We start from the raw sequence: 15,237 nt of genomic DNA on the forward strand, positions 1-15,237 counted from the left end.
GCCACAGCCGCGCTTCAGCGGTCAAGGGCGATACACGAGCTGGCACCTTTCCTCACTCAGCGTGCTTTCGCAGCTCGACCAACCAATACCTTCACCATCCTTTGCTCTGCTTCAACCCACGCAACAGTTGCTTTCCGTAGCGCCTGAAGCCTGAGTGACCCCGGACCATTACCGCGTCGTCGCAGGTCAGGCGGTTGTGCGTCGGTTGAAGCAGAGCAAAGGGCGGGAGGGGGTCACATCTCCCGGCGCCGGTGCAGCCACGGAGGGTAACAACGCAGAGGGTGAGGACCGGCTCGATGGATTGATCGCTCGCCTCGCGGAGCGTCCTCGCAAGGTTCGGGCGAGCCGGGCCGGGCCGGGCGAGCCGGGCCGGGCCGGGCGAGCCGGGCCGGGCGGGGCGAGCCGGGCCGGGCCGGGCGGGGCGAGCCGGGCCGGGCCGGGCGGGGCGAGCCGGGCCGGGCCGGGCGGGGCGAGCCGGGCCGGGCCCGGCGAGAGCCGGGTGGGCAGGTCAGGGCAGCGTGTGGGTGATGCGTTCCGTCGATTGGCGGTCGGTCAGGCGGGCCTGGTCCGGGTGGGCGCAGAGCACCAGGGTGGCACCCGCGCTGAGCGGGGCCAGCAGCCAGTCGAGCGGGTCCGGGTACCGGTCGACGTCCACGAGGAGCCGGTCGCCCGGGGAGATGCCGAGTTCTGCGGCGCGGGTCGCGGCCCGGGCACGCAGCGTGGTGTGGTCCGGGCCGCCCGGGGGGTACGCCGTGAAGTGGTCGCCGTGCGCGCGTACCTCGGTGACGTAGTCGGCGAACCCGGCCGGCACCTCGCGTAGCGGCAGCGCGAACGGGTGCAACGCCAGCGCGTACCGGTCGGTTGCCGACCAGGCGTCGGCCTCGGCGACGCGGTCGATGGCGGCGAAAAGCACGTCCACCTCGCCCGGCGGCTCGGTGTCCGGCGATCCGGCCGGCCGCACCGTCAACCCGGCCGACCAGCAGCCGAGCAGCACGGCAGCGCTCTGCCAGTGCGGCGGCAGCAGCACCGCAGCGGTGCCGCCCGGCCCGAGCGCCAGTTCGTCGACGAGCAAATTGGCGGTCTTGGCCACCCAGTTCGCAAGTGTCGCTCCGGAAAGCTCGGTGCGCTCGCCGGACGCGTCGTCGTACCAGGTCAGCAATGGGCGGTTCGGGTCGGTCGCGATCGCGTCGGCGAAGACCCGGGCAATGTTGTCGGCCATCGGCGCGAACGATACGCGCCCGGCGGCCGTACTCGATGGCAGCGACAAGTCGGCGTACCGTCGGGTCGCAGTCAGCGTCCGTGCCCGGCTCCGGCGTAGGCTTGCCGGAGTGTCGTTCCCCACAGTCCCGCCACCGCAAGGAGTCGCCCCGTGACCGCCGGTCGCCCGCCCCGCGTGCTCATCGACGCCACGAGTGTTCCCGCCGATCGCGGCGGCGTCGGTAGATACGTCGATGGCCTGCTCGGCGCCCTCGGCAAGGTGTGCGGATCGGCGGTGGACCTGGTGGTGGTCAGCCTCCGCACCGATCTGGATCGTTACCGCCGGAAGCTGCCCGGCGCGGAGATCATCCCGGCGCCGGCCGCGGTGGCGCACCGACCGGCCCGGCTCGCCTGGGAGCAGACCGGTCTGCCGCTGCTCGCCCAACAGGTCGGTGCCGAGGTGCTGCACTCGCCCTTCTACACCTGCCCGCTGCGGGCCGGCTGTCCGGTGACCGTGACGGTGCACGATGCGACGTTCTTCACCGAGCCTGAGCACTACGACAAGTCCCGCCGGACGTTCTTCCGCAGCGCCATCAAGACCTCACTGCGGCGGGCGGACCGGGTGATCGTGCCGAGCAAGGCCACCCGCGACGAGTTGATCCGGCTGCTGGACGCCGACCCGACCCGGATCGACGTGGCCTACCACGGCGTGGACCATGACGCCTTCCATGCGCCCGGCGACGAGGAGAAGGCCAGGGTCCGTGCTCGCCTGGGGCTCGGTGCCGGCAGTTACGTGGCATTCCTCGGCGCCAAGGAGCCCCGCAAGAACGTGCCGAACCTCATCCGGGGCTGGGTCCGGGCGGTCGCCGACCGGCAGGATCCGCCGGCGCTGGTGGTAGCCGGCGGGCAGGGACACGACGACGACATCGACCGCGCGGTGGCCGAGGTGCCCTCACATCTGCGGCTGCTGCGTCCCGGCTACCTGCGCTACGGCGACCTGCCGGGCTTCCTCGGCGGGGCCCTGGTCGCCGCGTACCCCTCCTACGGCGAGGGGTTCGGGTTGCCCATCCTGGAGGCGATGGCGTGCGCAGCTCCGGTGCTCACCACCCCCCGGCTGTCGCTGCCCGAGGTCGGCGGCGACGCGGTCGCGTACACCAGCGAGGATCCGGACCAGATCGCCACCGACCTGGCCGCGCTGCTCGACGACGAGCCGCGCCGGTTGTCGCTGGCCAAGGCCGGCTTCGACCGGGCGAAGGAGTTCACCTGGGGGTCCAGCGCCGAGGTGCACATCGCGGCGTGGACCAGGGCGCGGGCCTGAGCCCGGCAACCGAGGCGCCCGGTCCGGGTGGTTCGGGCATGATGTCCTGGTGATCTATGTCGTCATTCCGGCCGGTGGCAGCGGCACAAGGTTGTGGCCGCTGTCCCGCGCCGGCCATCCCAAGTTTCTCCACCCGTTCACGGGTACGTCCGCGTCGCTGCTCCAGGCGACGGTCGATCGGCTGGGGCCGCTGACCACCCCCGAACGCACAATGGTGGTCACCGGGGCCGCGCACGCTGCGGCCGTGGCCCGCCAACTGACCGGTCTGCCAGAGGAGAACATTCTGGTCGAACCGTCGCCACGGGACTCCTGCGCCGCCATCGCGCTGGCCGCGGCGGTCATCGCCGTACGGGATCCGGACGCCGTCATGGGATCGTTCGCCGCCGACCACCTGATCGGCGACCCGCAGCGTTGGGTGGACACCGTCCGGGAAGCGGTTCGAGGTGCGGAGCAGGGGCTGCTGATGACGGTCGGGATCACCCCGACCCGGCCGGAGACCGGCTACGGGTACCTGCGGACCGGTGAGCCCGTCGAGGGCGGCCCGATGCGCCCCGTGGTCGAGTTCAAGGAGAAGCCGAGCGCGGAGGTGGCCGAGACGTACGTGCGGTCCGGCCACTACCTCTGGAACGCCGGCATGTTCGTCTGGCGGGTGTCGGCGTTCCTCACCGAGCTGGCACGTCAGCAGCCCGACCTGCACGGCGGAGTCACCGCGATCGCGGCGGCGTGGGGCACTGACGAGCAGGACGACGTGCTCGGGGCGGTCTGGCCCACGCTGACGAAGATCTCCGTGGACTACGCGGTGATGGAGGGCGCTGCCGCGGCCGGTCGGGTGGCGACCGTACCCGGTGACTTCCGGTGGAACGACGTGGGCGACTTCCACACCCTCGGCGAGGTGCTGCCGGCGGACACCGACGGCAACGTGGTGCTCACCGGCGACGCCAAGCCCGAGGTGCTGCTGCACGACAGCAGCGGCATGGTGGTGGCGCCGCAGGCCGGCCGGCTGGTGGCCGCCGTCGGCGTACGGGACCTGATCGTGGTCGACACCGAGGACGCGTTGCTGGTCTGCCCGCGCGACCGCGCTCAGGACGTGAAGTCGATCGTGGACGAGCTCAAGAGGCGGGGTGAGGACAAACTCGTCTGAAGGCTGCCAGGCCCGGTGTGACGAGCCGGGCCGTGCCGCCGGCCAGCGGATGCGGCAGGCGATCCGGTGGGAACCAGCCGAGCGCCTCGGACTCCGCGCTGACCCGTTCCGTGGCCCCTGCGGGGGCGAACACGGCGAAGCGCACGTCGTGGTGCAGCGAACCGCCCTGGCAGGCCACCGGATGCACGTCCACGTCGATCGGCGTCGGATCGATCCGCAGACCGGTGACGCCCGACTCCTCGGTGGCCTCCCGCAACGCCGCGCCGGCCAGCGTCCGGTCGCCGGGCTCGCAGTGCCCGCCCAACTGCACCCACTTGTGGAACTTCCCGTGCAGGCAGAGCAGCACCTGGGTGCCGGTCGCGTCGAACACCAACGCACTCGCGGTGACGTGACCGGCCCGATGCTCGCGGGCCATCGCGATCGGCCCGGCGTCGAGCAGGCCGAGGGTACGGGACCGGGCCGCCGCCGCGTCCGGGCTGGTCGGTGCCCAGCCACTGAGCACCGCCACCGCGTCGGCATGCAGCGCCGTCCAGTCGTCCGCGTCGCCGCGCGGGGATTCGGCCACCATTCGGGGCGTCGACAACGGCCGCTCCTCTCGTCCGTGCCAGCGTACGGGGTGCTGGTGGACGCGCCGGTGTGGTGCGTGGGAGCCGGGGGTGTGCCGTAGCTGGGCCAGGGAGATCGGGCGGCACCCCCTGCGGAACCTGAGCCGCAGACCCTCGTAGGGGGCCGCCCGATCTCGGGCACCCAGCGGGGTCGACACGTTGAACGTGCGTCGCCCTCTGTGGCACGGGAAGCATGGCGGATTCATGTGACGGGCGTCGAGGTCTTTTAGCTCAGGCTTAACTGCCCGAGGCTGACGTGGCCGGGTAGAGTTCGAAGGTCGCCGGGTGCCCCCTTCGCCGGGCGATGGGAGTACCCATGCTGAAGATCCATTTCTCCGGCGAGGACATCCTCCGGACCCGGGTGGCTCCGGCGGCCGATCCGGTCTGGGAAGTGGTGCTGAGCCTGCACCTGCTGCCTGGGCGCAGCCGTGACCCGTTGCTCGCCGGCTGGCGCCGCGAGGTCTCCCGGGGGTTGCGTCGACAGGTGGATGCCGAGGCGCTGCGGTTGCTGTCCACGTTGAGCCCGCCGCGCGGCTACTTTCCGGATTTCCTCACCCCGTACGAGAGCGTGCACGGTTTCGAGGCGGGAATGGAGGCGTTGCGGCGTACCCCCGTGGCGTTGTTGCAACGCGACCTGACGCTGCTCGCCAACAGCAACCGGAACCTGCCCGTCGGTGTGGCCGCCATCGCCCGGGGCGAGCCGGAGGCCCTGACCCACCTGACGGAGACGATGGGCCGCTACCGCGAGCTTGCCCTCGGCCCGTACTGGACGCGGGTTCAGGGGGCGGTGGAGGCCGACCGCGCCCGCCGGGCGCGGGCCATGCTCGACGGCGGTGTCGAAGGGTTGCTGACCACGCTGCGGCCGGGCCTGCGCTGGGAGTCGGGGGTGTTGGAGATCCCCGCCTATCCGCGGAGCCGGGAACTGCACCTGGAGGGGCGAGGGCTGCTGCTGGTGCCGTCGTTCTTCTGTGCGAACACGCCTGTCGCGCTGCTCGACCCGGAACTACCGCCGGTGCTGGTCTATCCGGTCGACAAGCTGGGCGGGTTGACTGCGGACGCGGTCGGGGCGGGCGACACCGGCCGGGAGGCGCTTGCCGCGTTGCTCGGTCGTACCCGCGCGGCGGTCCTCGCCGCCAGTGACGACGGCTGCACCACCGGCGAGCTGGCCCGTCGGCTGCACATCTCGGCGGCTGCCGCCAGCCAGCACACCACCGTGCTGCGGAACGCGGGCCTCCTGGTCAGCCACCGCGACCGCAACACCGTCCTGCACACCCTCACCCCCCTCGGCCGCGCCGTCCTCAACCCCTGACCTCGCCCACCCGCGAGGCAGGCTGTCAGAGGGCGAGGGTGGCGGCGGCGGTGGTGCCGTTGGGTGGGGGGAGGAGTCGGGTGGGGACGTCTGCCGCCGCGAGGGCGGTGCGCAGGCGTTGCACATCGGTGCCGAAGCGGACCAACTGAAACGGGCCCACGGGGGTGGGTGGGGAACAGAGCACCAGGCCGGTCGCGTGGGCCGGCCAACCCGGCACGATGGGGATCAGCGCAGCGCGTACCTCATCGTCGGTGACCTGGGTGAAGACCGTGCCGGGCGCGATCACATCGGCGACCGAGGCGATCGCCAGCTCGACAGCGGCCGGGTCGGGTGCGGCTTCGCCCGGCTGGTCCGGCAGGGTGGCGGCGGCCGTCAACCCGGCCGCCCTAGCCTCGGCCGTGCCGAGCGAGAACAGGTCCATCGAGGCGTCCCGGACCAGGACCCGGGCGCCGTCGCCGTCACCTGACAGCGGCGACGTCAGATAACCGCGGATGACCGCGACCGGCATCTGATCGCACTTGCCCTTGATCAGTTCGCCCGCCGCGGCCAGCTCGTCGATCACCGCCATCTGCGTCAGCACAAGCTCGTTGCCGTACGGGTCGACCTCGCCCCGGTGGTCGCGGATGGCCTCCATTCCCGCGACGCCGAGGGCAACATCGGTCAGCCCGTTGCGCCAGGGGCGACCCATGGTGTCGCTGACCACGACCGCGACGTCCACGCCGTACCGGTCGCGCAGGCCGGCGCGGAGTGCGCGGGCCGAGGCGTCCGGGTCCTCGGGCAGCAGCACCAGCCGGGTCTTGTCGACGTTCGACGCGTCGATCCCGGCGGCGGCCATCACGAAGCCGTGGCGGGTCTGCACGATCCGGGTCGAGCCGCGCGATGCCACCACCCGTACCGTCTCCGCCGCCAGCACCTCGTCGCGGACGGCCTGCCGATCGGGGCCGTCGGCGGGTACATCCACCAGCCGACCCTCGGCCTTCGAGATGATCTTGCTGGTCACCACCAGCACGTCCCCGTCGCGTAGCCAGGGCGCCGCGCTTCCGATCAGGACCGCCAGGTCGTCACCCTCGGTCACGTGCCCGATGCCGGGCACCGGCAGGATCTCCAGTCTCACGTCAACTCCACCGCAGCGCGGACCATCGCCGCCGTCGCCGCCTCGTCGGTCATCCGCAGCGGCACCGCGCGTACCGTCACGTCCGGCACCACCGTCGCGGCGTCTTCCTCGGCCACCAACCAACCGTCGAGCAGCCCGCCGCCGGCCCGGCCGCCGTACAGCCCGCCGACGCCGCCAGCGGTGCACTCCACGCCGACGACCGCCAGGCAACGGTCGGCCATGCCGCGTACCGGCGCGCCACCGATGATCGGCGACACGCCCACCACCGGGGCGGAAGCGCCCGCCACCGCCTCGCGCAGACCCGGTACGGCCAGGATCGGCGCGATACTGACCACCGGGTTGCTCGGTGCCACGAGCACTACATCGGCGCCGGCGACCGCCTCGGTCACGCCGGGTGCCGGCTTCGCCGACTCCGCCCCCACGAAGACGAACCGGTGAGTCGGGATCTGCGCCCGGTACCGTACCCACCACTCCTGGAAGTGGATCGCCCGCTGGCCACCGCCGACGTCGACGACCGCATGCGTCTCCAGGCGGTCGTCGGTCGCCGGCAGCAGCCGTACGCCGGGCTGCCAGCGTGCCGCCAGCGCCTCGGTGACCTGATGCAGCGGGTAGCCGGCGTCGAGCATGGTGGTGCGCACCAGATGGGTGGCGATGTCCCGGTCACCCAGCCCGAACCAGCTCGGCTCGGCACCGTACGCCGCCAGCTCGTCCTTGACCGTCCAGCTCTCGTCGACGCGCCCCCAGCCCCGCTGCGGGTCGGCGCCGCCGCCGAGCGTGTAAAGCACGCTGTCCAGGTCCGGGCAGATCCGGAGCCCGTGCAGCCGCAGGTCGTCGCCGACGTTGACCACCGCGGTCACCTCGGCGCCCACCTCGCGGGCGTACGCCCGCACTCCCAGCAGGAACCGGGCACCGCCGATTCCGCCGGTCAGAACCACGATGCGCATCCGCCCATCCTCGCCTACGTGATGCCTCCGGCAGGCGACTGCCCCGGGAGACTAGGCTCACGTCGGCATCTGTCCGCTTTCGCCCCAGGGAGAGTTCGTGACCAGCCCCGCCGAGCCCCCACCCACCGACCCGACCCCGGCCCGCCAGGTGACCGGGCCGCTGCGTGAACTCGTCGCCCTCGTGCTCCTGGGGGCGAACGCCGTCTTCCTCTTCGTGGGGCTGATCCGGCTGCTCACCCCGCAGGGCGCCTACAGCACGGTGACCGGCCGGGCCGCCAGCTCGTTCTTCGCCTTCATCGGCGTCGAGGCCGTCGTCCTTCCGGTGCTGGCGGTACTGCTGGCCACGCATCTCGCCCCGACCGTCGGTCGGGCGAAACTGATCACGCAGGTGGCGCTGATCGAGTACGCGGTCAGTGCCGTGCTCGGCGGTCTGACCATGCTGATCTGGGTGGTCGGTCGGCTGGCCGAAGCGCAGCTCTTCGACGCGATGACCGGCCTGCTCACCCGGGTCGCGTGGGTGGCCTTGTTCGCGGCGGCCGCATACGTGGTGTGGAGTGTGTGGCAGCGGCTCTACCACGTGCCCCGGCCCAAGCCCGAGCCCGGCCTGTACGGCACGCCGCAGCAGGGCTGGCCGCAGCCTGGCGGCCCGGGCCAGTTCGGTGGCCAGCCCGGTCACCAGGGCGGTGGTTGGACGCCGCCCGGCCAGTCGGGTGGTTGGCCGGGTGCCGAACGGCCCGCCGGCTATCCGGCCGGCTACCCCGGCTCCGGCCAGCCGGGCTGGCCAATGGCTGGCCAGGCACCCTCCGCCGGAGGTCCGCCGGAGTCCCCGCACACCTGGCCGCCGCACGGTCAGCCGGCGGTGCCACCGCAGTCGGCCGCGCCGTCCTCGCCGGCCGCACCGCCGTTCGGGCAGCCCGCCTCGGCCGACCCGACGCAGAGCATTCCGCGCCAGGGCGATCCGGCCGGAAACTCCCCGCGCGAGGGTGCCGAGCCGACCCAGGCGATCCCGCACCAGAGCGCCGAGCCGACTCAGGCGATTCCGCGACCGGGCGACGGTGACGCCGGCCCGTCGGTTCCTCGGCCGGGCGACGGAGAGGCCGACCGCACCCAGCGGATCGACCCGGGCGACCAGCCCGGCTGAGCGACCGCAGGGATCGGGCCGCGCCAGGCCCCGCTGCCCTCGGGGCCACGTGCGGTTGCCCACGGGCCGGGGCCGGACCGGGCCGCAGCGCATAGGCTGAGCGGATGGTTGATCAGAGCGAGCCCGGGTCGGGTGACGGGGGCGTACGGCGGGCACTACGTCGCGCCGCCACCGGGCGGGCGCTCGACGTCGACGAGGCGTCGACCCTGCTGACCGCCCGGGGCACGGCCCTGGAGGAACTGCTCGGCATCGCCGGTGCGATCCGTGACGCGGGTCTGCGGGACGCCGGCCGGCCCGGCGTGGTGACGTACTCGAAGAAGGTCTTCATTCCGCTGACCCGGCTCTGCCGGGACCGTTGCCACTACTGCACGTTCGCCACGGTGCCGCACCGGCTGCCGGCGGCCTTCCTCGACCGCGACGAGGTGCTGGCCATCGCCCGGGCCGGTGCGGCACAGGGCTGCAAGGAGGCCCTGTTCACCCTCGGTGACCGACCGGAGGAGCGTTGGCCGGCCGCCCGACAGTGGCTGGACGAACGCGGCTACGGGTCCACTCTGGATTACGTACGGGCCTGCGCCGTCGCGGTGCTGGAGGAGACCGGCCTGCTGCCGCACCTGAACCCGGGCGTGCTCTCCTGGGCGGAACTGCAGCGGCTCAAGCCGGTGGCGCCGAGCATGGGGATGATGCTGGAGACCACGGCCACCCGGCTGTGGTCCGAGCCCGGCGGTCCGCACTACGGCTCACCGGACAAGGAGCCGGCGGTGCGGTTGCGGGTGCTCGACGACGCCGGGCGGGTCGGCGTTCCGTTCACCACCGGCATCCTGATCGGCATCGGCGAGACCCTCGCCGAACGGGTCGACGCGATCTTCGCGATCCGGCGTACCCACCGCGAATACGGCCACCTCCAGGAGGTGATCGTGCAGAATTTCCGGGCGAAGCCGGACACGGCGATGCGGGGCATGCCCGACGCCGAGCTGCACGATCTCGCGGCCACCGTGGCGGTGGCCCGGGTGCTGTTGGGCCCGAAGGCCCGCATCCAGGCCCCACCGAACCTCATCGCCGGCGAGTACGACCTGCTGCTGCGGGCGGGTATCGACGACTGGGGCGGCGTCTCACCGGTGACCCCGGACCACGTCAACCCGGAGCGTCCCTGGCCGCAACTCGACGTACTGGCGGCCCGTACCGCGGCGGCTGGCTTCACGCTCCGGGAACGGTTGACCGTCTACCCGGAGTACGTCCAGGCCGGCGAGCCGTGGCTGGACGCCCGGCTGCTGCCGCACGTGACCGCGCTTGCCGACCCGACGACCGGGCTGGCGGTCGAGGCGGCCCGCCCGGTGGGCCGGCCGTGGCAGGAGCCCGACGAGACCTTCGGCGGACGGACCGACCTGCACGCCACAATCGACACCGCGGGGCGTACGGACGACCGCCGGGGCGACTTCGACCACGTCTACGGCGACTGGGCGGAGGTCGCCGCGAAGGCGGCCGTGCCGCCGGGAGGAGCCGGTGTCGACGCTGGCCCGGCACCCGAGGCGGTGCACCGTGCCGGGGCCGGCCGGCAGGCCACCGCCGGCTCGGGCGACGCCGACCTGCGGACCGGGTTGCGGTTGGCCGCCGAGGATCCGGCGGCGCTGCTGGAGCCCCGGCACGCCGAGGCCGCGCTGGCGCTGTTCGGCGCGGACGGTCCGGCCCTGGACGAGTTGTGCCGCATCGCCGACGAGCTGCGCCGCTCCGCCGTGGGTGACGACGTGACCTACGTGGTCAACCGCAACATCAACTTCTCCAACGTCTGCTATGTGGGCTGCCGGTTCTGTGCCTTCGCGCAGCGGGAACGGGACGCCGACGCGTACCGGCTCTCGGTGGAGCAGGTCGCGGACCGGGCGCAGGAGGCGTGGGCGGCCGGAGCCGGCGAGGTCTGCCTACAGGGCGGCATCGACCCGAAGCTGCCGGTGACGATCTACGCCGACCTGGTCCGGGCGATCAAGGCCCGGGTGCCGCAGATGCACGTGCACGCCTTCTCGCCGATGGAGATCGTCACCGCCGCCGCCAAGGCCGGTGTGTCGGTGCGGGAGTGGTTGGCCGGGCTGCGCGAGGCGGGACTTGACACCATCCCGGGCACCGCGGCGGAGATCCTCGACGACGAGGTGCGCTGGGTGCTCACCAAGGGCAAGTTGCCGACCGCCGCCTGGGTGGAGGTGGTCAGCACGGCCCACGAGCTGGGCATCCGATCCAGCTCCACGATGATGTACGGCCACGTCGACCATCCCGCGCACTGGCTGGCGCACTTCCGGGTGCTTGCCGGGGTGCAGGACCGCACCGGCGGGTTCACCGAGTTCGTGGCGCTGCCGTTCGTGCACACGAACGCCCCGATCTACCTCGCCGGCATCGCCCGACCCGGTCCGACGTGGCGGGAGAACCGGGTGGTGCACGCGATGGCGCGGGTGCTGTTGCACGGCCGGATCGACAACATCCAGTGCTCCTGGGTGAAGCTGGGCGACGCCGGCACCGCGGAGCTGCTGCGCAGCGGCTGCAACGACCTGGGCGGCACGCTGATGGAGGAGACCATCTCGCGGATGGCCGGGTCCGGCAACGGGTCGGCGCGTACCGAGGAGCAGTTGCGGGCCATCGCGGCGACCGCCGGCCGGCCGGCGCGTAGGCGTACGACTGCGTACGGTCACATCGCGGCCTAGCGTCGAACCTTCGCCCGCCGCCGGACGTACCTGTCGATGCCGGCGGCGGCACGGCGAGGACCGCCGCCGGCACCCCTCCCGGGGGCCCGGCGCGGTTTGTCGTGACCCCCGTCCGTCACCGCGGGCGCCTGCGCGCCGCCGCCGGAAAGGTTGGTCATGATCACTGAGAAGCGAAGGCGGCGTTTGCCGAAACTGACCCGCCGGCAGACAATCACCGCCGCGGCCAGTGCCACCCTCGGTGCCGCCGCGCTCGCGGTACCGGGGCTTTCCCTGGCCGGTGACGGCGACGACAAGACGGCGGCCGGCCCCGACGAGACGATCGTCGTACACCTGCGGGACGCCCGGTCCGGTACCATGGACGTCTTCGTCGGCCAGTCCCGCATCGAGGTTCGGGACCGTGGCCTGGCGGATCGGCTGCGTCGCGCCGCCGCCCGGCGCTGAGCCCGGGTCGACCCGGCCGCGCGCCGTGCCGGCCGCTTCGCCCGTCACCGACCCGCACACCCGCACCGGGCGTGGCGACCCGCGCGTCGTGCCTCGCCGTCGACGCTGAGCGTTCCTGCCGCCCGTCGCGGTACGCGGATGCGGTGTTCCCGGCAGGCCCGGTGCCGGCCGACCATCCCGATTGACTCTTTCGCCCAGTGAGGTGGGTCCGTCATGTCTTCACATCGCGAGGCACCGGAAATCGCCAAAGATCCGGTCGCTGATTCATCTGACCTGTACGCGTTCGTCACCCCGGACCGCCCGGACACGGTGACGCTGATCGCCAACTACGTGCCGTTGCAGTTGCCCTCGGGCGGCCCCAACTTCTTCGAGTTCGGCGACGACGTGCGGTACGAGATCCACATCGACAATGACGGTGACGGACAGCCGGACGTCACCTACCGCTTCGAATTCACCACCGAGATCACCAATCCGAACAGCTTTCTTTACAACACCGGGCCGATCGACGCGCTGGACAGCGAGAACTGGAACCGCAGGCAGTTCTACAGCCTGACCCGGATCGTCGGCGGCCGGGAGCAGCGGCTGGCCCGCAAGCTGCCCTGCCCACCGTGCAACGTGGGCCCGCTGTCCACACCGGACTACGGGGATCTGGTCCGCCAGGCGACCTTCAAGCTCTCCACCGGCGAGAGGGTCTTCGCCGGTCAGCGGGCCGACGGCTTCTTCGTCGACCTGGGCGCGATCTTCGACCTCGGTACGCTTCGGCCGTTCCAGCAGTTGCACGTCGCCGGTAAGAAGATCTTCAAGGAGGCCGGTGAGCCGGTCAACGCCACCGACCGGTTGAACGTGCACAGCCTGGCGTTGCAGGTGCCGGTGGAGCGGCTGCGCCGCCGCGCCGACCGGTACCACTGGCAGGAACCCGCCTCGGTCATCGGGGTGTGGACCTCGGCCTCCCGTCGGCAGGTGCGAGTGCTCGGCGACCGGGTGGCGGCCGACACCAACGCCGGGCCGTTCACGCAGGTGTCCAGGTTGGGCAACCCGTTGTTCAACGAGGTCATCGTGCCGATGGCGCAGAAGGACCTGTGGAACACCCTGCCCCCGTCGGAGGACAAGCGGTTCGCCGAGTTCGTCGAGCGGCCCGAACTGGCCGCCCTGCTGCCGGTGCTCTACCCCGATGTCTTCCCCAACCTGGACAAACTGAACAGGTCGAAGAAGGCCCGCGCTGACCTGGTCGCCATTCTGCTCACCGGCATCCCGGAGGGCCTGATCGACGGCTTCACCAACACCACCGGGGACGTCCAGGCGGACATGCTCCGGCTGAACACGGCGATCCCGCCGGCCCGTCGGCCCAACCGCTTCGGTGTGCTCGGCGGCGATCTCGCGGGCTTCCCGAACGGCCGGCGGGTGACCGACGACGTGGTGACCATCGCGCTGCGCGCAATCGCGGGGCTGACGGTGCCGTTGGTGGACCGGAAGTTCCAGCCGGACGAGGCGGCGGGAGCGGTGACGCCGGGGCTCAGCGCGGCGGACGTGACCGCGCCGTTCCTGCGCAAGTTCCCGTTCCTCGGTACGCCCTACGACGGGTTCAACAACCCGTCGACGGAGTCCTGAGTCGAAGGTGAGGCAGATGAGCGGACACGAGCACGCCCACACGTACGGCCCCTCGGGTACCGGGACGGTTGTCCTCGACCTGGGCGGGGACACCGGTGCCCTGATCATCTACACCGGACGGCAACTGCTTGGTCGGGAGATCGAGGTGAGCCGTGCGGATCGGGACGGTGACCCGCGTACGCACTCCGCCGTACGGGAGCGGCGGGTCCGGGACGGCACCTTCCACAGCGCCGTCTACCCGGACCTCCCGGCGGGTGTCTATACCGTTTGGTGGGACAGCGAAACGCCCGTCGGATCGGTCACCGTGACCGGCGGCGTGGTCGCCGAATTCGCCTTACCGACCAGCTTGGACGCGTCTAGCGACTGACCGCCGGCGCCTCCGCCCACCGCGTCCCGTCCACATTGTGGGCGGGACGCGGTCGTCGTTCACCCGCTCGGCGGGCAGGGTTGGCGAAGTCGGGATAACCTTGCGCGTCAAGATCAACGGATCTTGATGGCGGCCTCCTCGGCGTGGACGCGAAGGCCTATCGCTTCGGCGGCGCTCGGTGCGCCACGGGAGAAAACTCGGGCAACTCGCCGGGGAGGGCGTTACTCGGCCGGGGTCTGAATCGATAGGGCAGGGCGAGACCGGGTGGTACGGACGGCCGTCCGGGACGCGTGTCGGGAGGGTGACTCCATTATCAAGTTTGGCTTGACGGCGCACGCATTACACGCGTGTAATTTGAATGGGGTTGTTCGCACGGAACGCACGATAACCGGACCGGACGGACAAAAGCACGCCTTTCGCGTGGGGGGTTGCAGCGGCGACGACGCCGGTGCGCGACAAGGAGGCAACTGAATGGACGGCCAGCTCGAGGCGGCCGACCTGCTCGGAAACGCGCCGGAGTGGCAGGAGCGGGCCCTGTGCTCGCAGACCGACCCGGAGGCGTTCTTCCCCGAGAAGGGCGGCTCGACCCGCGAGGCGAAGCGCATCTGCTCGCGGTGCGAGGTCAAGACGGAGTGCCTCGAATACGCTCTCGGCCACGACGAGCGGTTCGGGATCTGGGGTGGGCTCTCCGAAAGGGAGCGGCGCAAGCTCAAGCGCCGGGCGGCCTAGGTCGACGTGGGGCGGGACGGTTGGGGGCCGTCCCACCCGGCGCGGCTGCCCTGCCGGCGCTGGATAAGGTCGGCGGGGGCTCCGGACGCGGTCAGGCCAACTCGTCCGGGTCGACGCCGAGCAGGTTCGCCACCTGTTCGATGATGACGTCGTGGACCAGGTCGGCGAGATCCTCCCGGTCCATCGCCCGGAATTCCAGCGGTCGCCGGTACAGCACGATCCGCGGCGGCACCTCCTGGCGGCCGGGTCGCCCGGGCAACAGCCGGGCCAGCGGCACCTCGCCATCCTCCAGCACGTCGGAGTCGTAGACGTTCAGGTCGGGCGGGACGTCCTCGACGGCGAACTCCACCCCGGCCAGTTCCTTGGCGAACCGACGCTCCAGCGTCTCGACGGTGTCCAGCACCAGATCATCGAAGATCTCCGCCTTGGTCCGTGCCAGCGGCACGGTGGCCGGCACCAGCCGCCCACGCAGACCGCGGCCGTGCCGGTCGCGGTGCGCCCGCCGGCCGGTACCGGGGCGGCGGTTCTCCGGGCTCGTCATGAGCCAAAGAGTAGCTTCCAGCCCGCTGCTGGCCGCGTCAGCGCCGAACACGTGGCGCGTTGCGGCCACGGACGAGAAATGTGATCACCAAGACGGGC

At 71.9% G+C, this 15,237-nt stretch carries 14 protein-coding genes; 9 read left to right on the forward strand and 5 right to left on the reverse strand.

Going from position 1 to position 15,237, the window contains the following annotated elements; genetic code table 11:
• Window positions 1-508: 508 nt before the first annotated feature.
• On the reverse strand, window positions 509-1,219 hold the full coding sequence (locus ACN26Z_RS06500) for a TIGR03089 family protein (protein WP_282239974.1): 711 nt from the start codon (window positions 1,217-1,219) through the stop codon (window positions 509-511).
• Between the two features lie 150 nt (window positions 1,220-1,369).
• Between ACN26Z_RS06500 and ACN26Z_RS06505 the strand changes: the two genes are divergently transcribed.
• Together ACN26Z_RS06505 and ACN26Z_RS06510 are read left to right on the forward strand one after the other, a co-directional pair.
• Window positions 1,370-2,515 (forward strand): glycosyltransferase family 4 protein, encoded by a 1,146-nt coding sequence (locus tag ACN26Z_RS06505; RefSeq protein ID WP_093406479.1) that lies wholly within the window; start codon window positions 1,370-1,372, stop codon window positions 2,513-2,515.
• Between the two features lie 49 nt (window positions 2,516-2,564).
• Window positions 2,565-3,656, forward strand: a complete 1,092-nt coding sequence (locus tag ACN26Z_RS06510; protein WP_421460233.1) for a mannose-1-phosphate guanylyltransferase — start codon at window positions 2,565-2,567, stop codon at window positions 3,654-3,656.
• On the opposite strand, the gene ACN26Z_RS06515 is transcribed toward ACN26Z_RS06510, so the two are convergent.
• Window positions 3,625-4,224: an NUDIX hydrolase gene (locus ACN26Z_RS06515; protein WP_421464551.1), complete on the reverse strand. Its 600-nt coding sequence runs from the start codon at window positions 4,222-4,224 to the stop codon at window positions 3,625-3,627. The genes ACN26Z_RS06510 and ACN26Z_RS06515 overlap by 32 nt on opposite strands.
• A 353-nt stretch (window positions 4,225-4,577) precedes the next feature.
• Between ACN26Z_RS06515 and ACN26Z_RS06520 the strand changes: the two genes are divergently transcribed.
• Complete coding sequence (locus ACN26Z_RS06520) at window positions 4,578-5,570, forward strand: ArsR/SmtB family transcription factor (RefSeq protein ID WP_093406486.1); 993 nt, start codon at window positions 4,578-4,580, stop codon at window positions 5,568-5,570.
• 25 nt (window positions 5,571-5,595) lie between these two features.
• Here the strand turns inward: ACN26Z_RS06520 and ACN26Z_RS06525 are convergent, their stop codons facing one another.
• Both ACN26Z_RS06525 and cofD read right to left on the reverse strand, forming a co-directional pair.
• Window positions 5,596-6,684, reverse strand: coding sequence for a coenzyme F420-0:L-glutamate ligase (locus tag ACN26Z_RS06525; protein WP_421460234.1), 1,089 nt, complete (start codon window positions 6,682-6,684; stop codon window positions 5,596-5,598).
• The gene (cofD, locus tag ACN26Z_RS06530; protein ID WP_421460236.1) at window positions 6,681-7,628 is read right to left on the reverse strand and encodes a 2-phospho-L-lactate transferase; all 948 of its coding nucleotides are present in this window, start codon (window positions 7,626-7,628) and stop codon (window positions 6,681-6,683) included. The genes ACN26Z_RS06525 and cofD overlap by 4 nt, the downstream gene beginning before the upstream one ends.
• Before the next feature lie 97 nt (window positions 7,629-7,725).
• On the opposite strand from cofD, the gene ACN26Z_RS06535 reads away from it, so the two are divergent.
• The 6 genes from ACN26Z_RS06535 (at window position 7,726) to ACN26Z_RS06560 (ending at window position 14,598) form a co-directional block, all read left to right on the forward strand.
• A complete protein-coding gene (locus ACN26Z_RS06535; protein ID WP_093406493.1) occupies window positions 7,726-8,769 on the forward strand; it encodes a hypothetical protein in 1,044 nt (347 codons plus the stop codon).
• A gap of 104 nt (window positions 8,770-8,873) precedes the next feature.
• Complete coding sequence (locus ACN26Z_RS06540; protein ID WP_421460238.1) at window positions 8,874-11,453, forward strand: bifunctional FO biosynthesis protein CofGH; 2,580 nt, start codon at window positions 8,874-8,876, stop codon at window positions 11,451-11,453.
• 156 nt (window positions 11,454-11,609) lie between these two features.
• Window positions 11,610-11,894 (forward strand): hypothetical protein, encoded by a 285-nt coding sequence (locus tag ACN26Z_RS06545; protein WP_282239969.1) that lies wholly within the window; start codon window positions 11,610-11,612, stop codon window positions 11,892-11,894.
• Window positions 11,895-12,107: 213 nt separating this feature from the next.
• Complete coding sequence (locus tag ACN26Z_RS06550) at window positions 12,108-13,502, forward strand: DUF4331 domain-containing protein (protein WP_093406501.1); 1,395 nt, start codon at window positions 12,108-12,110, stop codon at window positions 13,500-13,502.
• 16 nt (window positions 13,503-13,518) lie between these two features.
• A complete protein-coding gene (locus ACN26Z_RS06555; RefSeq protein WP_282239968.1) occupies window positions 13,519-13,869 on the forward strand; it encodes a phospholipase in 351 nt (116 codons plus the stop codon).
• Between the two features lie 471 nt (window positions 13,870-14,340).
• Window positions 14,341-14,598: a WhiB family transcriptional regulator gene (locus ACN26Z_RS06560; RefSeq protein ID WP_013731688.1), complete on the forward strand. Its 258-nt coding sequence runs from the start codon at window positions 14,341-14,343 to the stop codon at window positions 14,596-14,598.
• Between the two features lie 91 nt (window positions 14,599-14,689).
• Here ACN26Z_RS06560 and ACN26Z_RS06565 read toward each other — a convergent pair whose 3' ends face one another.
• Window positions 14,690-15,139, reverse strand: coding sequence for a metallopeptidase family protein (locus ACN26Z_RS06565; protein WP_093406503.1), 450 nt, complete (start codon window positions 15,137-15,139; stop codon window positions 14,690-14,692).
• Window positions 15,140-15,237: the final 98 nt, after the last annotated feature.

This window comes from Verrucosispora sp. WMMD703, assembly GCF_049178935.1.
GTDB classification, from domain to species: domain Bacteria; phylum Actinomycetota; class Actinomycetes; order Mycobacteriales; family Micromonosporaceae; genus Micromonospora; species Micromonospora sediminimaris.